At 64.4% G+C, this 20,836-nt stretch carries 17 protein-coding genes and 1 pseudogene; 7 read left to right on the top strand and 11 right to left on the bottom strand.

From position 1 onward, the window contains the following. Positions 1–36: 36 nt before the first annotated feature. Both FJW07_RS23800 and FJW07_RS23795 read left to right on the top strand, forming a co-directional pair. Positions 37–345, top strand: coding sequence for a DUF1244 domain-containing protein (locus tag FJW07_RS23800; protein WP_140858997.1), 309 nt, complete (start codon positions 37–39; stop codon positions 343–345). 404 nt (positions 346–749) lie between these two features. Further along, positions 750–1,931, top strand: a complete 1,182-nt coding sequence (locus FJW07_RS23795) for an MFS transporter (protein WP_140858993.1) — start codon at positions 750–752, stop codon at positions 1,929–1,931. On the opposite strand, the gene FJW07_RS23790 is transcribed toward FJW07_RS23795, so the two are convergent. Further along, entirely contained in the window at positions 1,889–2,803 is a 915-nt protein-coding gene (locus FJW07_RS23790) for a LysR family transcriptional regulator (RefSeq protein WP_140858988.1), read from the bottom strand. The genes FJW07_RS23795 and FJW07_RS23790 overlap by 43 nt on opposite strands. Before the next feature lie 92 nt (positions 2,804–2,895). Between FJW07_RS23790 and FJW07_RS23785 the strand changes: the two genes are divergently transcribed. Continuing rightward, complete coding sequence (locus FJW07_RS23785) at positions 2,896–3,852, top strand: SDR family oxidoreductase (protein WP_140858983.1); 957 nt, start codon at positions 2,896–2,898, stop codon at positions 3,850–3,852. Here the strand turns inward: FJW07_RS23785 and FJW07_RS23780 are convergent, their stop codons facing one another. The 5 genes from FJW07_RS23780 to FJW07_RS23760 form a co-directional block, all read right to left on the bottom strand. Then, on the bottom strand, positions 3,853–4,011 hold the full coding sequence (locus tag FJW07_RS23780) for a DUF3309 family protein (protein WP_140645812.1): 159 nt from the start codon (positions 4,009–4,011) through the stop codon (positions 3,853–3,855). Between the two features lie 136 nt (positions 4,012–4,147). Next, entirely contained in the window at positions 4,148–7,318 is a 3,171-nt protein-coding gene (locus tag FJW07_RS23775) for an efflux RND transporter permease subunit (protein WP_140858979.1), read from the bottom strand. A gap of 74 nt (positions 7,319–7,392) precedes the next feature. Further along, complete coding sequence (locus FJW07_RS23770; protein ID WP_140704611.1) at positions 7,393–8,592, bottom strand: efflux RND transporter periplasmic adaptor subunit; 1,200 nt, start codon at positions 8,590–8,592, stop codon at positions 7,393–7,395. Positions 8,593–8,677: 85 nt separating this feature from the next. Next, on the bottom strand, positions 8,678–8,890 hold the full coding sequence (locus FJW07_RS23765) for a hypothetical protein (RefSeq protein ID WP_140704608.1): 213 nt from the start codon (positions 8,888–8,890) through the stop codon (positions 8,678–8,680). A 59-nt stretch (positions 8,891–8,949) separates the two neighbouring features. Then, positions 8,950–10,371 (bottom strand): coniferyl aldehyde dehydrogenase, encoded by a 1,422-nt coding sequence (locus tag FJW07_RS23760; RefSeq protein ID WP_140858973.1) that lies wholly within the window; start codon positions 10,369–10,371, stop codon positions 8,950–8,952. Between the two features lie 272 nt (positions 10,372–10,643). On the opposite strand from FJW07_RS23760, the gene FJW07_RS23755 reads away from it, so the two are divergent. Next, positions 10,644–11,528 (top strand): AraC family transcriptional regulator, encoded by an 885-nt coding sequence (locus FJW07_RS23755; RefSeq protein WP_140858968.1) that lies wholly within the window; start codon positions 10,644–10,646, stop codon positions 11,526–11,528. 89 nt (positions 11,529–11,617) lie between these two features. On the opposite strand, the gene FJW07_RS23750 is transcribed toward FJW07_RS23755, so the two are convergent. Together FJW07_RS23750 and FJW07_RS23745 are read right to left on the bottom strand one after the other, a co-directional pair. Beyond that, complete coding sequence (locus tag FJW07_RS23750; protein WP_140645818.1) at positions 11,618–12,748, bottom strand: patatin-like phospholipase family protein; 1,131 nt, start codon at positions 12,746–12,748, stop codon at positions 11,618–11,620. Positions 12,749–13,240: 492 nt separating this feature from the next. Further along, complete coding sequence (locus FJW07_RS23745; RefSeq protein WP_140858966.1) at positions 13,241–14,326, bottom strand: citrate synthase/methylcitrate synthase; 1,086 nt, start codon at positions 14,324–14,326, stop codon at positions 13,241–13,243. 89 nt (positions 14,327–14,415) lie between these two features. Between FJW07_RS23745 and FJW07_RS23740 the strand changes: the two genes are divergently transcribed. Continuing rightward, positions 14,416–15,561, top strand: coding sequence for a citrate synthase (locus tag FJW07_RS23740; RefSeq protein WP_140858965.1), 1,146 nt, complete (start codon positions 14,416–14,418; stop codon positions 15,559–15,561). Positions 15,562–15,640: 79 nt separating this feature from the next. Here the strand turns inward: FJW07_RS23740 and thyA are convergent. Continuing rightward, positions 15,641–16,004, bottom strand: a pseudogene (thyA, locus tag FJW07_RS23735) (thymidylate synthase); the annotation flags it as partial. A gap of 365 nt (positions 16,005–16,369) precedes the next feature. Continuing rightward, a complete protein-coding gene (locus FJW07_RS23730) occupies positions 16,370–16,795 on the bottom strand; it encodes a helix-turn-helix domain-containing protein (RefSeq protein ID WP_140858964.1) in 426 nt (141 codons plus the stop codon). Positions 16,796–17,001: 206 nt separating this feature from the next. Here FJW07_RS23730 and FJW07_RS23725 point away from each other — a divergent pair, with 206 nt between their 5' ends. After that, entirely contained in the window at positions 17,002–18,234 is a 1,233-nt protein-coding gene (locus tag FJW07_RS23725; RefSeq protein WP_140858963.1) for an NAD(P)/FAD-dependent oxidoreductase, read from the top strand. A gap of 438 nt (positions 18,235–18,672) precedes the next feature. Here FJW07_RS23725 and phaR read toward each other — a convergent pair whose 3' ends face one another. Then, positions 18,673–19,266, bottom strand: a complete 594-nt coding sequence (gene phaR, locus FJW07_RS23720; RefSeq protein ID WP_140645823.1) for a polyhydroxyalkanoate synthesis repressor PhaR — start codon at positions 19,264–19,266, stop codon at positions 18,673–18,675. A gap of 305 nt (positions 19,267–19,571) precedes the next feature. On the opposite strand from phaR, the gene FJW07_RS23715 reads away from it, so the two are divergent. Next, on the top strand, positions 19,572–20,756 hold the full coding sequence (locus FJW07_RS23715) for an acetyl-CoA C-acetyltransferase (protein ID WP_140645824.1): 1,185 nt from the start codon (positions 19,572–19,574) through the stop codon (positions 20,754–20,756). The last annotated feature ends 80 nt before the right edge of the window (positions 20,757–20,836 follow it).

The raw sequence follows: 20,836 nt of genomic DNA, 5'->3' as shown, positions 1-20,836 counted from the left end.
TGTACGTGATGAGACCGACAGTCCAGGAGTTCCTCAATGACCGAACTCAACGACAATCAGAAACGCGATTTCGAGGCAGCCGCCTTCCGCAGGTTGATGACGCATCTGCGCGAACGCGGCGATGTCCAGAACATCGATTTGATGAACCTCGCCGGCTTCTGCCGCAACTGCCTGTCCAACTGGTATCGCGAAGCCGCCGAGGCCGAGGGCGTGGCGCTCTCCAAGGACGCTGCGCGCGAGATCATCTACGGCATGCCCTATGCCGAATGGCAGGCGCTTAACCAGACCGACGCGTCGGAAGCCAAGAAGGCGGAATTCGAGGCGCGGCGGCCAAAGGATCACTAAGCGGCCTTGTATGGCTCGTCCCTGCGGCTTCGTCATTCTAGGGCGGAGCAAGGAGCGAAGCGACGCGCGTAGACCCTGGAATCCATTCCGTGACGCCTGCCGAAGAATGCCGCCGTCCAAAATATCATCGCAACGGCGCCGCTCGGGGACCTTCTGCACCGCTGCAACGCTCCTAAGGCACGGAATGGATCCTCGGGTCTACGCGCGTCGCTTCGCTCCTTGCTCCGCCCGTGGATGACGAACGGAGAGGCGTCGCAGCAATCGTCAAAGCAGCAGCCTGCCGCGAACGACGCCGACCCCCGATCGCGCCCTTGGTCCAAGCACTTCCCCGCTGCGGTCCTTGACTGCTGATTGAATCGATCTAATTTGCCGCGCGAACTCCTTTGCATGGCGGATTTCAGACCATGAGCGTGCAAACCACGATGCGGGCCGCGACGCGCGGCCGCTGGGCCGTCGCCGGCATTTTCCTCGCCAATGGTTTCTTGACCGGCAGCTGGGCGCCGCAGATCCCGGTGTTCCTCACCCGACTCGACATCACCAGATTCACGCTCGGCCTGCTGATCCTCCTGTTCGGTGTCGGCGCCGTGATTGCCATGACCTGGTGCGGCCATCTCATTTCCAGGCATGGCTCGCGCACCGTGACGCGTTGGTTCGGCATCTGCGGCAGCTTCGGCCTGCTGATCGTGGCGCTCGCGCCCAACGTTCCCCTGGCGGCCATTGCCATGCTCGTCTTCGGCGGCTCGATCGGCGGCATGGATGTCGCGATGAACTCCAACGCCGTGGTGGTGGAAAGGCGGCTCTCCCGGGCGATCATGTCGTCCTCGCATGGCTTCTGGAGCCTTGGCGGCTTCGCCGGCGGCGCGCTCGGCGGCTATTCGATCCAGAACTACGGGCATCTTCCCCATGCCGTCGTGGTGACGGCGATCGCATTTGCCGTCATCGCCTTCGCCATTCGCTATCTCGTCGCGGACGACAAGCCGCAGGCCGTCGAGCACCAGAAATTCACGCTGCCGCGGCACACGGCCGTCTACCTCGTCGGGCTGATGGCGCTGCTCACCATGATTTCGGAAGGCGCGGTGCTCGACTGGGCGGCGCTCTTCCTGCATCAGGAGCTGGGCGCCGATCTCGCGGTCGCCGGCCTCGCCTACGCCGCCTTTTCCGGAGTCATGGCGCTGATGCGTTTCCTGGGCGATGGCGTGCGCAACCGCTTCGGCGCGGTGGCGACCTTGCGCGGCTCGGCGTTGGTCGCCGCCACCGGCATGCTGGTCGCCGGTCTCTCGCCCTCGCCTTACCTCGCCATTGCCGCTTTCGCCTTCTGCGGCTTCGGCATCGCCAACATGGTGCCGATCCTCTTTTCGGCCGGCGGCAACCAGGAGGGCATGTCGTCGGGCACAGGCATGAGCGTCGTCACCACCATGGGCTATTCCGGCATCCTGGTGGCGCCGTCGGCGATCGGCTTCGTCGCCGAGCATTCGAGCTTCGGGCCGATCTTCGTCGCACTGTCCGGGCTGCTGGTCATCGTGCTCTTGATGGCCGGGCTCGCTCACCGGGCCGAGTTCGCGCCCGAGCCTGTTCCTGCCGAATAGCGTTTCAATTCTTCATACAGGAAGTCCGCTACGCGGCGGATGCGCATGCTGGTGCGCACGTCGCGATGCATGGCGAGCCACACTGGCAGGACCGGCAGCGGTACATCGGGCAACAGCTTTTCCAGGTCCGGATCGCGGTCGGCCAGCGGCTCCTGGCCGATGCCGATACCGTTGCCGGTCCGCACCGCTTCCCACAGCACGATCTGGTTGTCGGTCCGGAAGCGGAAATAGCTGCGGCCGACCGGAATGCCGAACGCGGTGAAGCCGCGAATGATCTCGTCGCTACGGTCGAAGCCGACCAAGGCGTGCTCGGCAAGTCCGGCGGGTGTTTCGGGCCGGCCACGCCGGTCGAGATAGGCGCTTGCCGCACATAAGCACAGTGGAATGTCGGCGACCTTGCGCGCCACCAACTCGTTCTGCGCCGGCCGGACCATGCGGATGGCGATGTCGGCATCGCGGCGCAAAAGGTTCTCGACCTGGTTGGAGGCGACGATCTCGACCTCGATGCCCGGTTCCTCCTCGCCAAGACGGGCCATCATCTGCGGCAGCACAAAGGCAGCGACCACCTCCGAGGCGGCGATGCGCACGGTGCCCTCGATCGCCTCGACGGAGCCTAGCGCCAACAGCGAAAAGGCATTGGCCTGCTCGCTGACCGCCCGGCCGCGCTCGTAGAGCGTGCTGCCCGCCTCGGTCAGCTCATAGCCGCGCCGCCCGCGCCGGAACAGGATGACGCCAAGCGCTGCCTCCAGCTCGGTTATGTGGCGGCCGAGCGTCGGCTGGCTGGCCGCAAGCCTGCGCGCGGCGCCCGACAGACTGCCGGTTTCGGCGACGGCGACGAAGCTCTTGATCAGGTTCCAGTCGAATTCTTTCATTCATTTTTGAATAACAGATCGCCGAACTCAGTCAATTTCAATTCGCCTGTGAAGCCATCAGATTGATCGGGCAAACGCAACGGAGAGAACAGATGACCAAGATCGCAATCCTCGGCGCCAATGGCCGGCTCGGCCGCGTGGTCGGCAAGGCTTTCATCGACGCCGGCTTCGATGTCCGCGCCGTCACCCGCACCGGCAAGATGCCGGCGGAACTGAAGGGCGCTATCGCCGTTGCCGGCGATGCGCTCGACCGCCAATCCCTGATCCGCGCAACGGAAGGCGTCGACATCATCTTCAACGGCCTGAATCCGATCTACACCGACTGGGGCAAATGCATGCCGATGGCCGAAAACGTCATGGCCGCCTGCCGCGAAAACGGCGCGCTGCATCTCTTCCCCGGCACCGTCTACAATTACGGCTCGCCGATGCCGCAGGTGATCACGGAAGCGACGCCGTTCCATCCGACCACCGAAAAGGGCCGCATCCGCTGCGCCATGGAAGCGCTGTTCCGCGACGAGGCCGAAGCCGGCCGGGTGCGCACCATTGTCCTGCGCGCGGGCGATTTCTTCGGCGGCACCGGCTCAGGCTCCTGGTTCGACCTCGTCGTCGCCACCAAGATGAACAAAGGCGTCTATACCGCGCCCGGCCCAACCGACCTGACGCATGAATGGGCCTACCTGCCGGACTTCGCCGTCGGCTTCGTCGGCCTGGCGCGCAATCTCGACAAGCTCGGCTTCTACGAAGCCATCAATTTCCCCGGCCACGCCATCACCGACTTCGATATGAAGGCTGCGTCCGAGAAGGCGCTCGGCCGCAAGCTGAAGCTCTCCTTCATGCCCTGGTGGGTGCTGCGCGCCGGCAGCCCGTTCGTGGCCATGTGGCGCGAGATCGTCTCGATGTCCTATCTGCGCTTCGAAGCGCACCGGCTGGTCTCGACGCGGCTGGAAGAGGTGATCGGCGAAATCCCGCACACCCCGCTCGACGAAGCGGTGAAAGAAGCGCTGCGGGATATCGGCATCGCCGCCGAACCCGCTCGCCGGGCCGCCTGATCAGATCCTGCCCATGAGCACAAGGATCAGCAGCACGACCAGGACGACGCCGACGATGCCGGACGGCCCATAGCCCCAGGATCGCGAATGCGGCCAGGCCGGCACGGCGCCGATCAGGATCAGGATCAGGATTATTACGAGAATTGTGCCGATCGTCATGAGAAACCCTCGCCGTCTGGTTGAACTTGAGGGCACAATGCAAAAAGCCGCTCGGTTGTTCCCGGGCAGCAAGGCTTAAAAAAGCGCGTCACCTGAATCCGCTTCAGCGCGACGCGCTTTAGACTTGGAAAGCGCTCTATTCCGCTGCTTTCGGGAAGGCCTCCACCGCGCCGGCCTCGTCGGCCGGCTCGTCGGCCGAGACCTGGCCCTTGCCGCGCCGGAACAGGCGGCTGAGCCAGTGGCGCCGCTGCCCGGGCTTCACCTTGGCGCGTGTGAACACCATCAGCATCGAGGGCGTCACCACCAAGGTCAGTAGCGTGGCGAAGGACAGGCCGAAGACGATCGCCGAGGACAGCGAAATCCACCATTGCGTCGACGGCGCGTTGATCGTCGTCTCGTGATGGAAGATTTCGAGCCCGAGGCCGAAGGCGATCGGCAGTACGCCGAGGATGGCCGACACCGCCGTCAGCACCACCGGACGGGCGCGCTCGCGGCAGGTCTGCAGCACCGCGTCCATCTTGTCCCAGCCTTCCTCGCGCAGCCGGTCATAGGTGTCGATGAGCACGATATTGTTGTTCACCACCACGCCGGCGAGCGCGATAACGCCGATGCCCGACATGACGATGTCGAAGGCCTCGCCTGTCAGAAGCAATCCGAGGAAAACGCCGATCGTCGCCATGACCACGCAGGACAGCACCAGCCACACGCTGGTGAACTTGTTGAACTGCGCCAGCAGCACCAGGAAGATCAGGAAGATCGCGGCACCGAAAGCCTTGCCGAGGAAGGCGCTGGCTTCCGCGCTGTCCTCGTTGGAGCCGGCGAGCTTCCAGCGGATGCCGCTGCCGAGATCCATATCAGCGACGGCCTTGGTCACCTGCTCCTGCACCGCCGCGACCTGCGCGCCGGCGCTGACATTGGCCTGCACGACCACGGTGCGCGCGCCGTCGATGCGGTTCAGGATGCCGACGGTCGGCTCCGGCTTGCGCACGACGAAGTTGGAGATCGGCACCGACCCTTGCGAGGTCTGCACCCTGAGCTCGTCGAGCGTCGACAGCGTGCGCCGGTCCTCGGGCAGGCGGAGCCGGATGTCGACCGCATCGTCGGCACCGGCCGGCCTATATTCCGACAGCTTGAGGCCGTTGGTCACCAGTTGCACCACCGTGCCGACCGAAGTCGGGCTGATGCCGTATTGCGCCGCCTTGGCGCGGTCGACCTCGATCGCCCAATCGACGCCGGGCGGCGGCAGGCCGTCCGAAATGTCGATGACATTGGGGATCTTGGCGATGCGTGCCGCGACCGCGCGCGCCTTGTCGTCGAGCCCGGCCGGGTCGACGGCCGAAAGCCTGATCTGGATCGGCTTGCCGGTCGGCGGGCCGGCTTCCGGCACGCGCACTTCGACATCGACGCCGGGAATGCCGGCCATCACGCCGCGTAGGTCGTCGAGGATCTGGTTGGCCGACTTGCGCTCGCGCCAGTCGACGAATTCGTACTGGATGACGCCGACCACGTCTTCCGGGATGTCCTGGCCGCCGCCTTGCGTCTTGCCGACACGCGTATAGACCGACTTCACGCCGGGCCAGCCGAGCAGGCGGTTCTCCGCCGTCTTCGTCGCCGCGTCCATTTCGGCCAGCGAGAGATTGCCGCGGGCATGCACATAGAGCAGGCCGTAGTCCGGCTCGACGCTGGGGAAGAACTCCACGCCGGCGCCATATTTCGAATAGGCGAAGCCGACGCCGACCAGAAGTCCGACAGTGAGCAGGATGACGGTGATCGGGAAGCGCACCGCCTGCTTGACGACCGCCATGTACCAGCCGTCGCGGTTGCCCTCCTCGTGATGCTCAGGCGCCTTGGCGAAGATCGCGCCCAAAGTCGGTGCGAAGACCAGCGCGTAGAGCATCGAGGCCGACAGCGTCACGATCAGCGTGATCGGCATGTACTTCATGAAGTCGCCGATGATGCCCGGCCAGAACAGCAGCGGCGAGAAGGCGGCGATGCGCGTCATCGTCGCCGCGATGACCGGGCCGGCCATGCGCTTGGCGGCCAGCGCGAAGGCGTCCGCCTTCGGCATGCCCTCGCTCATGCGCCGTTCGGCGAATTCTGTGACGATGATGGCGTCGTCGACCAGCATGCCGACCGCCAGGATCAGGCTGAACAGCACGATCATGTTGATCGTGTAGCCCATCATGGCGAGCAGCAGGATGCCCATCAGGAAGGACGACGGGATGGCTAGGCCGATGAGCAGCGAGGCTCGCCCCGACAGCGCGTAGAGGATGACGATGAAGACCAGGATGACGGCGATCATCACATGGTTCTGCAGGTCGCCCAGCAGCTGGTTGACGAAGACCGACTTGTCCTGCGTGTAGGTGACGTGCATGCCCTCGGGCATCGTCTTGATGAAATTGTCCGACACTTCCCTGACATGGGTCAGCGTGTCGATCAGATTGGCGCCGATGCGCTTCTTCACTTCGATGGCGATGGCTGGCCTGCCGTCGAGGCGCGTCACCGTTTCGGCATCCTTGAAGGTCGAGCGGATCGTCGCGATGTCTTTTGCCTGCACCACCGCATTGGGCGTCGCGACGACCGGCAGGTTGGCGACATCCTCAGGCGTCTCGATCAGCGACGGCACCTTGACCGCGTATTTGCCTTCCGAGCCTTCGAGATTGCCGGCGGCAACCAGGCTGTTCGAGGAGGCGACACCCTGGATCACCTGGTCGAGCTGCAGCCCGTAGGAAGAGAGCTTCACCGGATCGACGACGACCTCAACGAGGTCGTCGCGCGCCCCCTGCAGCGAGCCTTCGAGCACGCCGGGCACTTCCTCGATGCGGTCGCGCAGCTCGCGCGCGGCGGACGTCAGCACGCGTTCCGGCACATCGCCGGAAAGCGTGACGACGAGGACCGGGAATTCCGAGACGTTGACCTCGTTGACCGTCGGCTCCTCGGCTGCCTGCGGCAGGTCGGCCTTGGCGTCCTGCACCTTGCTGCGCGTGTCCTGCAGCGCCGTCGCGAGGTCGGTCTGCGGCTGGAACTCGACCAGCACGTAGCCGCCGCCCTGGAAGGCGGCCGAGCGCATCTCCTTGAGCCCCTTGAGGCTCTTGAGCTTGCTCTCCATCGGCCTCAGCAGCAGCCGCTCGGAATCCTCCGGCGAGATGCCCTGATAGATCAGGCTGACATACATCATCGGAATCGGAACGTCGGGTTCCGCTTCCTTCGGCGTCGACTGATAGGCGATCCAGCCCGCGACGAGCAGGAACAGCAGCGCCGATATGGTGAGGCGGGCGTTGTTGATGGCGAGTCTGACGATATCCATGACTTCGGCCTGTTATGCTTCGGAGGCTGCGGACTGCCGTCGCCGGGGTGGCCCGGCGCGCGCCGCGTCGTGCTTTACTGCGTGCCGGCGGTGGCTTCGCCGATCAGCTTGCTGATGGTCGCCTGGTCCGCCTCGACGGGCTTCACCAAGTCGCCTTCCTTCACCAATTCCTGGCCGGCGACGATGATGCGCGCATCCTGCGGGATGCCGCCCAGCACCAGGCCGTGCGGCGTGTCGTCGACGAGATCGATCGGGAAGAACGCCACCTTGTCGTCCTTGCCGACGGCGCGGATGCCGAGGTCGCCCTTGTCGCCCAGCGTCACCACCGAGCGTGGCAGCATGACCGCATTGGTCGGCTCGGCGCTGAGCGTGATCTCGGCCGTCATGCCGGCGGGGATCGAACCGTCGCCATTGGGGATCGCCACCTCGACGCGGAAGGTACGGGTCTGCGCCGAGGCATCGCGGCTGATGTAGCGCACGGTGCCAGTGACCTTCTGGTCATTGACCAGGCGCACATCGGCCTCGTCGCCGATCTTGACATAGCGCAGGTCGCGCTCGCTGATCTCGCCGCGCGCGATCACCGGATCGAGCTTCAGGATCGTCGCCACCTCGCCGCCCTGCATCACCGAGCTGCCTAGCTCCACCGGGATGCGGTCGATGACGCCGTCGAACGGCGCCTTGACCTCGTTGCGGTCGAGCTCCGCCTGCGCGGTGTCGAGCTGCGATTGCGCAAGCGTCAGGTTGGAGCGGGCGGTGTCGAGCTGCAGCTTGGGCAGATTGCCGGTCTTGGCCAGCCGCTCGGCGGCGTCGAGCTCGGCCTTGCGCTGCACCAGCAACTGCTTGGCGTTGTCCACATTGGAGATCTTCTCCTCGGCCGCGAGCATCAGCACGAGGTCGCCAGTCTTGACGTGATCGCCCTGCTTGACCGGCAGCTTTTCGATGACGCCATTGACGCGGGTTGCAAGAACCGCGCGCTTGTCGGCCTCGGTCAGCCCGGAAACGCGGATGGCGCGCGCAAAGGTCTTGCGCGGCGGCGTCACCACCGCGACGGTGCGCGGCGCAGCCTTGGGCTCGGTTTGCGCCTCGTTCGGCTTGGTGGTGTCCGGCTTCCCGGCTTCAGGCTGCGCCGGCTTGCCGGCGTCAGCCTGCTTGTTGGCGGTAACCGTCTTGTCGGCGGCGCTGCCGACGGAGGAAAACTCGCCCGTCCCCATCCAGGCCGCGAATCCGATGAGCACGACAATGGCTGCAAGCTTGTGAAACCTGATTTTCGGCATCGTCATTTTTCCGTTGCAGGACCTGGCGTGGTCGGCGCTTCCGACTTCGGGCGCGCGGCCGATATGGGTGCGCGCGGGGCCCAGTTCAATTTGCCGTGAACGGCGAAGCGCCGCTTCTACCTGAAAGTTGCGGCGCAATATAGCCGGAAAAGTTGCGGGAACGTTGCGGCGTGGAACGCTGTGCCTCGACAAATGCAAGCTTTTCTGCCAGCCGGCTGCCGCTTTTGCAGGCGCGGTGACAGGTTTCCCCAAGGTTACTGGCAGCAGCCGTCAGCATGATGCGAAAAATCTTCCGCATGCAGCGACAGTCGCCCGGCTGGAGCGCAGTCACGCCCCGCCATTTCCCGGCTGAAGTTGTCAAGTGATGAGGTTCAGCAGCCGGAAGAGACGCTCGAAGGTCTTGCCATAGGGCGGGCGCAGCAGGCCACCGGCGCTGAGCTTCGACTGGATGAAGATCGGTTTTTCCTTGCTGAAGGTGCGAAACCCCCATTCGCCGTGATAGGCGCCGGTGCCGCTCTCGCCGACGCCGCCGAAGGGCTGCCGCTCCTGCACCAGATGCAGCATGCAATCATTGACCGTGACGCCGCCGGCCACGGTTTCCCGCATGACCCTCTGGCGGTTGGCGCTGTCGCTGCCGAACCAGTAGAGCGCCAGCGGACGCTCGCCCCGGTTCACATGCTCGATGGCCTCGTCCACCGTGCCATATTCGACGATCGGCAGCACCGGCCCGAAGATCTCCTCGCGCATCAGCCGCAGATTCTCGCCGGCATTGCGCACCAGCACCGGCGCCATCTTGCGGTCGGTGACGCCGAGCTTCTCTTTCCCAGGATTGATCTCGGTGATGTCGGCGCCACTGTCGCGCGCCTCGGCCACCATGTCGCCCAGCCGCCGGTGATGCCGCTCGCTGACGATCGCCGTATAGTCGCGATTGTCGCCAAGGCGCGGATAGAGCTTTGCGATTGCCGCCGCGAACTTGGCCGCGATCGCCGCGCCCTGGCCTTGCGGGACCATCAGATAGTCCGGCGCGATGCAGGTCTGGCCGGCGTTGAGCAGCTTGCCATAGGCGACGCTGGCGACCGCCGCGTCGAGATCGCAGGAGGGATCGAAGATCGCCGGCGACTTGCCGCCGAGCTCGAGCGTCACCGGCGTCAGATTGGCGGCGGCGGCGAGCGCAACCTGGCGGCCGACGGCCGTCGAGCCCGTGAACAGCAGGTGATCGAACGGCAGGGACACGAATGCCTTGCCGACCTCCGCGTCGCCGACCATCACGCTGACCTCGTCGGCGGCGAAATATTTTTCGACCAGGCTGGCAAGCAGGTCCGAAAACTGCGGCGTCAGTTCCGACGGCTTGATCATAACGCGGTTGCCGGCAGCGAGTGCCGCGGTCGCCGGCGCAACGGCGAGCTGGAACGGATAGTTCCAGGGCGAGACGATGCCGACGACGCCGAGCGGTTGCGGCAAGAGGCGGTTGCGTCCCGGCAGGAACGGCAGGCTGGTGGCGACGCGCCGCTCGCGCATCCAGGCGCCGAGATGCGACAGCGCATGCCTGATGCCGGCGCGCACGACGAACAGCTCGGCAAGCCGCGTTTCCTCAGCCGAGCGTGCCGAAAAATCGCTGTCGATCGCAGCACATATTTCGGCTTCATGCTTTTCGGTGAGCGCCAGAAGGCGGTTCAGCCGGTCCTTGCGCGCCGCCAGCGTCGGGAACGGCTCCTTCTCGGAGGCCCTGCACTGCGCTTCAAACCTGACCCCGAGAGCGTTCCGTCCGGTCTGCAGCATCGCTTACCTCCCGTTTACGTTCAGGTAAGTTACATCGGCCAAGCAACCGAATCCAGCATTGCCCCGATCCAAGCGATCCGGATATCCCGTTTGGCACCCGTCATCGACATAGGAAAGCCACCGGTCCGCAAACCGCCCTTTTCGCCGTTCATGCATGAATTGGCGTGCAAACGGTCCTTGGCGGCGGTGGGCGGCTCGCGACAGAACCGCAAGATCGGTCGAGCGCCTCATGTCCGCGCGGCTTAGCTGATGCTGCCACGGAGAATGGAACGATGAAGGCGGCAGTTCAAAACCACCATGCCCGGATGCGGAGGGTGCTGGATCACATAGACCGGCATCTGGACGACGATCTGGACCTGGACGCGCTGAGCGGCGTCGCGGCCTACTCGAAATATCATTTCCACCGGCAGTTCACGGCGACCTTCGGGCTGTCCGTGCATCGCTATGTCCAGCTCGCCCGCATGAAGCGCGCTTCATGCCGGCTGGGCTGCGCGGATGCCGAAAGCGTCACCGATATAGCGATGGATGCCGGTTACGACGCACCGGATGCCTTCGCCCGCGCCTTCCGGCAACGGTGCGGGCAATCGCCGTCGTCGTTCCGGAGATCTCCCGACTGGGGTTCGTGGCTGATGGCCTTCGGGCCGCTCGACAACGCGAGGAGAAAGCTCATGCAGATAATCTTTACACCGGAAGACGTGATGATCCGCGACGTGCCGCCCACCCCGGTGGCGATCATGAAACATCGCGGGGACCGGGCGACGCTCGGCGACACCATCCAGCGGTTCATCGCCTGGCGCAAGGCAGCCGGCCTGTCGCCCGAAACGAGCCCGACCTTCAACGTCTTCCGGTCCGAAAGATGTCCCGCTGTCGCGGCCGATTACAGCATGGACATTTGTGTCGGCACCGACCGGCCGATCGACGCGGGCGACGAGCAGATGAAGGCTGGCGTGATCCCCGGCGGACGCTGCGCCGTGCTGCGCTACCCCGGCAACACCAACAATCTGGAGCCGGCCGCGCTTTATCTTTATCGCGACTGGCTTCCGGCCAGCGGCGAGGAAGCACGCGACTTCCCGATCTATTGCCAGCGGCGGCTGTCCATTCTTCCGGAGATGTCGGTGCCCGAGATCGTGACTGAACTCTTTTTGCCTCTAAAATAGCGCGGCGGGAAAGCGGCCTTTCTCTTCCGTTCGAAGGAACGGGCCGCAATCCAACCAATCTCGGCTTTACCAGCTCACGACCTGGGCAATCAGGCGCGGCGCCGCGCGGATTCCGGCTTGATGCGCGCGGCGAGGAATTCCTTGACGCGACGGCCAGGCGCCGGGCCGCGCAGCGGCTTGAACCCATCGTCGAGCTCGCCCGATAGATCAAGCGTGGCCCGCTGGCCGACGGCGTCGTAATTTTCTTCCAGCCAGTCGCTGGCGGCGCTGCGGCCGAGGTCGCGCAGATAGGCGATGAAAGCCCATTCGGCATTGACCTTGGACGAGGCGGACAGGTCCTTGAAGGCCTCGTCGGCATCGATGCGGTGCATGCGGATGTCGCGATATTCGCCATGCGGCAGGCGCCCGGCCGCGATCAGTTCCTTGACGAAGGCGATCGAGCGGAATTCGCGCAGCAGCCCGGCGTTGAAGGTGATCTCGTCGATGCGGTTCTGGATCTCGTTGGCGCTCTTCGGCGTGCCTTCGCGCACCACAGGATTGATCTGCACCAGGAGCACGTCCTCGGTCGCCGCCGTCTTGAAGAACGGATAGAGCGCCGGATTGCCGCCATAGCCGCCATCCCAATAGGGCACGCCCTTGATCTCGACCGCCTGGAACAGCTGCGGCAGGCAGGCCGAGGCCATCACCGTGTCGAGGTCGATCTCGCCGTCGGAGAAGACGCGCAGTTGCCCGGTTTCGACATTGGTCGCCGAGATGAACAGTTCCATCGACTTGCAGGCGCGCACGTTGTCGAAGTCGATCTCCTTCTCGACCACGTCGCGCAGCGGGTTGAGGCCGAGCGGATTGGCGACATAGGGCGAGAACACCCGCGACATCGTGTCGAAGAAGACATAGCCGGGTGTGTTCTCGATCGACCAGTTGCCCCAGACCACGTCCCAGGGCATGCGCTGCACCGGGCTGAAACGGCCCTTCGAGGCCACCGCCCGCCAGAAATCGTCGAGCTTTTTTCGCGCGCCTTCCACGCCGCCCCGGACAAACCCGTCGGCCAGCGCCACCGCGTTCATGGCGCCGGCGCTGGTGCCGGACACCGCCGCGATCTCCAGCCGCCCATCCTCCAGCAGCCGGTCGAGCACGCCCCAGGAAAAGGCGCCGTGCGAGCCGCCGCCCTGGAGGGCAATGTTGATCTTCTTCTTTTCCTCCGCCTTGCCGTTCTTCGCCATGGCGTTCCTTGTCTCGATGCGCCGGCCTACCGCTGCGTCATTTGGACGGAGCCGGTGCAGTCAGCCTATGTTGCAGTGCAGCATATAAGGGCGGACCAAGGCAAGAACACGAACACACAAGCGTGATCATGGATTTTCCTCGCCCCACGAAGTGGGCTACAGCATGCTGTGACTGGCGTGACTGATCAGACCTGAGGCTTGATTGCCACGTGGTTCCCCCAATCCGTCGCTGCTTCGCAGCGCCACCTTTCCCCCCTCCGGAGGGAAAGGAAGGGAGCGTTGCTGGACGAGCATTGACGGCAAAAAGCTTGGCGCCTTTCCTCTACCCCGTCGATCGGGGGAGAGGTGGCTCGGCGAAGCCGAGACGAAGTGGGGGTCGATCAGCGCTACATTAGCCAATGCATGCGCCAAGCTGCAATACACGCTATCGCCAAAGGCCAGCCGCTTGGAAATGTGTGCATGCCGCAGACGAAGTGGGGCGAGGAACTACCCTCAGGCGACGAGATCCGGCACCGGCCCGACATAGCGCGACTGCGGCCTAATGAGCCGTCCGGTCGCCTGCTGTTCGCGGGCGTGGGCGATCCAGCCGGCAACGCGGCCGGCGGCAAAGACGTTGGAGAATGCCTCTTCCGGGAAGCCTACCGCTTCCAGGAGAAGCGCGGTGTAGAACTCGACATTGGTCTGGATCGAGCGTTGCGGCTTGGCGATCCTGAGCACTTCGAGCGCCGCCTGCTCCACCGTCTCGGCGAAGGCCAGCCGGCTGCCGGTCTCGTTGCGGGAACAGAGCTGCCGCACGACGGCCTTCAGCGCGTCGGCGCGCGGATCGCGCACACGATAAATGCGATGGCCGAAACCCATGATGCGCCGGCCATGCGCGATCTCGTTGCGCAGCCATGCCGTGGCGCCGCCGCTCGCCTCGATGGCATCCAGCATCTCAATCACCGGCCCGGGCGCGCCGCCATGCAGCGGCCCTTTCAGCGCGCCGAGCCCGGCCAGGACCGCCGAGGTCAGGCCGGCCTGGGTAGAAGCCACCACGCGGGTCGCGAAGGTCGATGCATTGAGGCCGTGGTCGCAGACCGTCACCAGATAGCTGTCTAGCGCCCCGGCAAGCGCCGGCGAGGCGGTGCCGGCAAGCATCCGCAGCATATCGCCGGCATGATCGGCATTTTCGTCGGGAGCGATCGGCGTCTCGCCCCGGCCAAGGCGCAGCAGCGCCGGCGTGAGCACCGCCGGTGCCGCGATCAGCCGCAGCGCGTCGGCAAGCCCGTCACCGTCCGACAGGACGGCCATGCCGGCCCGCATGCCGCTATAGACATCGAGCGGCGCCAGCTGCGCAAGCATCGGTTTCACACGATCAAATACTTCCACCCGCGCCTTGCCGATCGCCTTCGCCAGCTCGGCATCGCTGGGAAGGTCGTCGAAGAAGCCGTCGAACAACAGCCGGACCACCTGCGCGTAGCGCCAATGGCCGGCGAGTTCCATCAGCGAATGGCCGCGGATGGTGAGGTGCCCGCCTACACCGTCGACGTCGGAAAGCACCGTGTCGGCCGCCACAACATCATCGAGCCCATTCGCCATGATCGTCTCCTTGACCTTTTGTGCATTGCAATTAATGCTGCGCAATCAATGCATCAATCTTGATCAAGATAATCAATGTAAGGCGGCAAATGACGGAATGGCTGTCGCGGGAGCAAGCGTTGGAGCGGCTGAACGTCCGGCCGCAGACGCTTTATGCCTATGTCAGCCGCGGCCGCATCGGCATGAAGCCGGACGACACCGACCCGCGCCGCAGCCAGTACCGCGCCGACGACATCGCTGCGCTCGCCACGCGCCGCGACCGCGGAAGGAGCCCGCGGGCGATCGCCGAGAGCGCCATCGCCTGGGGCGAGCCGGCGATCGCCACCTCCATCTCGACGGTGCTGCATGGCCGCCTCGTCTATCGCGGCAGGGACGCGGTGGAGCTTTCGGCGACGGCGACGCTCGAGGAGACCGCCGAACTCGTGTGGGCTTCCGACCGTCCGGTGTCGTTCGCTTCGCTGACCCCCTCGGCTGCCCGGCAAAGCGGCACGCCAACGGCATTTGCCAGGCTATCGGCGCTGGCTGCCGAAGGCTGGCCTTCGCTCGGCCGCAGGCCGGCCATGCTGCAGCAGGACGGCGCCGCCGCCACCAGCGCGCTGGCCACCGCGCTCGGCGCGACGCCGGGCTCGGAGCCGGTGCATGACAGGTTGGCGCAGGGCTGGTCGGTGGACGCCGCAGGGGCAAAACTCGTCCGCAAGGCGCTGGTGCTGCTCGCCGATCACGAGCTCAACGCCTCGACCTTCGCCGCCCGCGTCGCGGCCTCCACCGGCGCGCCGGTCGCCGCCTGCCTGCTCGCCGGTCTCGCGACGCTGAGCGGCCCGCGCCATGGCGGCGCGGGCGCGGCGGCGATCGCGCTGGTCGAGGACGCCGAGCGGCTGGGTCCTGACGAGGCGATCGCCCGCTGGCTCGCCCACGACCGGCCGCTGCCGGGCTTCGGCCACCCGCTCTACCCCGAAGGCGATCCGCGCGCCGAGGGGCTGTTTTCCGATTTCAGGATCGATGACGGCCTGTTGCAACTGCGCAAGGCGGTTCTTGCCGCGACCGGGCTGCATCCGAACATCGATTTCGCGCTGGCCGCGATGACGCGCGGCCTGCGCCTGCCGGCCGACGCCCCGTTCCGCCTGTTCGCGCTCGGCCGCAGCGTCGGCTGGACCGCGCATGCCGTCGAGCAGGTGACAAGCAACAGGCTGATCAGGCCCCGCGCCCGCTATGACGGACCAATTGGCGCGGGATGATGATCTTGGAGATCAGCCGGAACGCGTTTGAGGTCGTCATCCTGGGGCGGAGCGTGTGGCTGCCGCGCTATCGGGGACTCTAGACGGCGATCGGCGCCTTGATGCTCGCATCCGCGAGCCGGAAATCCTCGAAGCGGAAGGCGAAGAGGTCTTTCACCTCCGGATTAATCCATATCGTCGGCAAGGCCTTGGGGGCGTGCGCCGCATCTGCTCGCGCGCCTGCTCGAAATGCTCGAATAAAGATGCGCATCGCCGAGCGTGTGGACGAAATCGCCGGGCTTCAGCCCGGTCACCTGCGCCACCATCATGGTGAGCAAGGCATAGGAAGCGATGTTGAACGGCACGCCGAGGAAGATATCGGCCGAGTGTTGATAGCGCTGGCAGGAGAGCCTGCCCTCCGAGACATAGAACCGGAACAGGCAATGGCAGGGCGGCATCGCCATATTGGAGGCTTTGCCCGAGATCATCGCATCGGCAAAGTGCAAAACGCCTTGGCCCGCCAACGCGATGCTGCTTAGGCCGCCTTGGGACCCCTTGCAACACGCCTCTCTACTCGCTCGGACTTCACGTCGGCAAACTTGGACCTGGCAAGCCAACGTGGCAGGGCCGATCTTGCTCGGGCGCTGCCGATCGCTTCGATCCTGCTTTGGCTGAGCGCGGCGTGAAGTGGAAGATCACCGCGCCAGACGTAGATCATGTCGCGCAAGGTCGTGGTTAGGTAGAGATCGACATCAAACGCAGGATCAGTGATGCAAAGCTGCGTCGCGCCATTCTCGCCGACAAACCAGTAGTGCCGCCAGCGAGCCGGTCACTCGCGGAACGTAAGCTTCACGACCGAACGCCGTGCTCCGAAGGCATCCGGATGCGCCCCCCTTTCAATTGCCCAGAGAAGCAGACCAGCATCGAGTTCATGATCCATTAGCTCTCGGCGAGACCACCGTTGACCCCAGACGCCGAGCGCGTGCACCAGCGGCATCAGATCTTGGCCTGGCGCCGTGAGGTGGTAAGTCCAACCGCGCCCTAATTCCGGTAGGCGCCGCTCAACAAGTCCCTCCGCCTCCAGTTGTTTGAGGCGCTTGGAAAGGAGGGTCGGAGACGCCCGCGCAACACCGCGTTGAAGTTCAGAGAAGCGCGAAACGCCCTTACCGAGGTCGCGCAGGATCAATGGCGTCCAGCGCTCGCAGAATATCTCGGCGGCTTTGGAAATGGGACAGAACTGCCCGTAACTTCTCAATGGCCCGCTCCTTCTGTCAGCGTATCAACGCAAGATACTACACTTTGTGGAGTATTCGAGTGCAAGGCGTCGGGGCAAGCTCGTCCAAGCAGGAGACAGGTCGCCACGCATCGCGGGCTGGCCGCGGTCGGTTGCCGCGCGCCCAACGCGTGCGAGGGCTGCCGGAAGGATGGTGACGAGATGAACGATGGCCATTGGGGGCGGCCATGAACGAAATGGGCGTTCTGGATGCCGTGGTTGTGGGCGCTGGATGGGCCGGCCTCGGCGTCAGTTATATGCTTGCCCAATCCGATATCCGGCATTGCGTCCTTGAACGCGGGCGAATCGGCGAAACCTGGCGGACCCAGCGTTGGGACTCTTTCCACTTCAATCTTCCCAACATGTACAGCGTGATGCCGGGCGATCGTTACGATGGCCCGGACCCAGAAGGGTTTATGACGCATATAGAGTTTGCGACTCTCCTTGAAGACTATGCGCGGCGCTACCAACTCCCGGTTCGTAACGGCATCTCGGTCACAAAACTGAAATCAAGTGACGGGCTCTTTCACATTGTGACGCCGGAGCAGACGTGGCGGGCGAAAAACGTGGTTGTCGCCAGCGGCAGCTTGAACCGTCCGCGTCGACCAGTTTCCGCCTCCGCGTTGACGGATGGCCCAGTACAGCTCGATGCCTCTGACTACCGTAATGCCGACGACCTTCCCGCCGGAGCTATCCTTGTCATCGGCAGTGCGCAGTCTGGCAGTCAAATCGCCGAAGATTTGATTCTGGCAGGCAGGGAGACCTATCTTGCGACAGGCCATATTGGCCGCCTGCCGCGATGCTATCGCGGGCGCGACATTGTCGTATGGATGGTGAAGACCGGGTTGATCGATGCGCCGCGCAAGGATTTCGTCGATCCCTCCGGTCGCGTTGCCGGCAGGCCCCTGATTGGCGCTTTGCACACGATAAGTCTGCAATCTCTCAGCGCCCAAGGCGTCATACTGCTCGGACGATTTCTCGGAGTGGAGAACGGCCAGCCTGTCTTCGCCGACGACCTTGTTGGGAATATTCGGTTCGGCGACGAGATTTCCGCGCAATTCAAAAAACGTATCGATGAGTTTATCGAACGCAGCGGTCTCGATGCCCCCGCACCCGTTGAGGAGGAGGCGGAGGCAGTCGCTCCGCGCTTACCCCAGCGCCCCATTCTGTCGCTCGATCTCGTAGAGCGGAACATTTCAGCGATTGTCTGGTGCACCGGCTTCCAGGGCGATTTCAGTTGGATCGATGTACCCGGTGTTCTCGACAAGCGAGGCCAGCCGGTTCACGAAGACGGCGTTGCCCCGATTCCCGGAATCTATTTTGCCGGGCTCGATTTTGCATCCACGCGCCGGTCGGGCACCGTTATGGCCATTGAAGACGAGGCGCGTCGATTTGTCGGCCAAATATTAGCCCGGACGTGATCCGGTGACGGGTGAAGAGGTCACCTATCCGAATCGAATTCAGGAGGGTAGACGGCCAACAATCGGTGAGGACGCGCGTCTTGGAGCTTTGTTGCTCGGGCGGGCCGGGAGTTTCGAGGGTGGGACTTTGGGGCGGCCCTTGAACCGGCCTTCAACCGTTCGATGCGGTTGAAGGCCGGTCAGGCGGTGCAGGAGCTGGAGCGCTTCTCGTCCGCAGCCTCGACAGCCTAATCCGTCGCGAAACGCCAAAAGCCGCCTTTCGGCGGCCTCGGTCTTCTTCAAATCGGCACCATAAGCGACACTGGAACTGTTCGGCCTCAAATTTCCACCGTAAGTAAGTGTCGGTCTCGGTCAAAACCTGTCCGAGGATGACGAAGGGATGGGTCGGTTCGGCTAATCTCAGGCGCAGTGACGACCATCAACGACAGCCACCACCCGTCAGGACATCGTGTCCAGCTTGCGCTGCATGGCCGCAATCTGCGCCTTCAATTCCTGCAGATCGTCGCCCTTTTCTTCCTTCTTCGGCGGCTCGGCCGGTGCTGCCGAATTGCCGCCGGCGGGCGGGAACGGCGTGAACATGCGCATGGCATTCTGGAACATCTCGACATTGCGTCGCGTCTGTTCCTCGAGCGCCTTCATCGGCGTCTTCATCATGTCGATCGGCGTCTTGCCGAAGGCGCCCTTGAGCTGCTCGCGAAACCGCTCCTGCTCCTTGGAGAAGGCGATCATCGACTGTTCGAGGAAGCTCGGCACGATCATCTGCATCTGATCGCCGTAAAAGGAGATGAGCTGGCGCAGGAACGGGATCGGCAGCATGTTCTGCCCTTCCTTGTTCTCCAGCTCGAAGATGATCTGCGTCAGCACCGGGTGGGTGATGTCATCGCCGGTCTTTGCATCCTGGACCGTGAACTCCTCGCCCTTCTTGACCATCTCGGCCAAGTCCTCGAGCGTCACATAGGTGCTTGTGCCGGTATTGTAGAGCCGGCGATTGGCATACTTCTTGATGACGATCGGGTCGTCTTTTGCGGCCATCCGTATCCTCCCCAGGACACCGGCACCTCTAGGAGTAAGCGGCCGGTAACGATTGCGCCCTTTAACCAAGATACGCGCAAAAGCGTCACAATTCCAAGCGGTTTGTGCACTGCGGCATCAATTAATGCTGCACAGCCATTGCAAAATACGCCGCATGGCCAACGTCACGTTACCGCGACTGGCGCGCGCTCTGCTTGCCGCGCATGGCGGTCATGCCCATTTCCGGTTTGACTCAGGGTTTCGAACGGGCAAGAAAGTCCTAAAGCGATCTCGAAAATACGACACCTCGAAGTCTGGAGAAGAAAATGTCCGCTTCCAATTCCATCGTCGTCGCCAGCGCCGCCCGCACCGCGGTCGGCTCCTTCAACGGCAGTTTCGCCGCAACGCCCGCGCATGAGCTCGGCGCCGTCGTCATCAGGGAACTGCTGGCGCGGGCGAATGTCGAGGCGGCGGAAGTCGACGAGGTCATCCTCGGCCAGGTGCTGACCGCCGCGCAAGGGCAGAACCCGGCTCGCCAGGCCTCGATCAATGCCGGCCTGCCGAAGGAGACCACCGCCTGGGGCCTCAACCAGGTTTGCGGCTCGGGCCTGCGCGCCATCGCGCTCGGCATGCAGCAGATCGCCACCGGCGACGCCAAGGTGATCGTCGCGGGCGGCCAGGAATCGATGTCGATGTCGCCGCACGCCGAGCACCTGCGCGCCGGCGTCAAGATGGGCGACTACAAGATGATCGACACCATGATCAAGGACGGCCTTTGGGATGCCTTCAACGGCTATCATATGGGCAACACCGCCGAGAACGTCGCCCGCCAGTTCCAGATCACCCGCGAAACCCAGGACGAGTTCGCCTTGGCCTCGCAGAACAAGGCCGAGGCCGCGCAGAAGGCCGGCAGGTTCAAGGATGAGATCGTCGCCTTCACCATCAAGGGCAAGAAGGGCGACACAACAGTCGACCAGGACGAGTACATCCGCCATGGCGCGACGCTCGACGCCATGACCAAGCTGAAGCCCGCTTTCGACAAGGACGGCACGGTCACCGCCGCCAACGCCTCCGGCATCAATGACGGCGCCGCCGGCGCGCTATTGATGACCGAGGCCGAGGCTGCAAGGCGCGGCATCACCCCGCTGGTGCGCATCGCCTCCTGGGCGACCGCCGGCGTCGATCCGGCGATCATGGGCACGGGGCCGATCCCTGCCTCGAAGCGGGCGCTGGAGAAGGCCGGCTGGTCGGTCAAGGACCTCGATCTCGTCGAGGCCAACGAGGCGTTCGCCGCGCAGGCCTGCGCCGTCAACAAGGGCATGGGCTGGGATCCATCGATCGTCAACGTCAATGGCGGTGCCATCGCCATCGGCCATCCGATCGGCGCTTCGGGCGCCCGCGTCTTCAACACGCTGGTCCACGAGATGCGCCGCCGCGGCGCCAGGAAGGGCCTCGCCACGCTGTGCATCGGCGGCGGCATGGGCGTGGCGATGTGCGTGGAAGCGCTGTGAGCTCAGCCAGTAGCGAATAGGGAGTAGCGAATAGGGATGAAGAAGCGTCGCGCGGCGGGACATCGGACCCTACTCGCTAT

It is taken from the genome of Mesorhizobium sp. B3-1-9 (assembly GCF_006439595.1).
GTDB lineage: Bacteria > Pseudomonadota > Alphaproteobacteria > Rhizobiales > Rhizobiaceae > Mesorhizobium.
The sequence above is the reverse complement of the archived record's forward strand: the minus strand, read 5'-3'. Positions and strand labels throughout refer to the sequence as shown.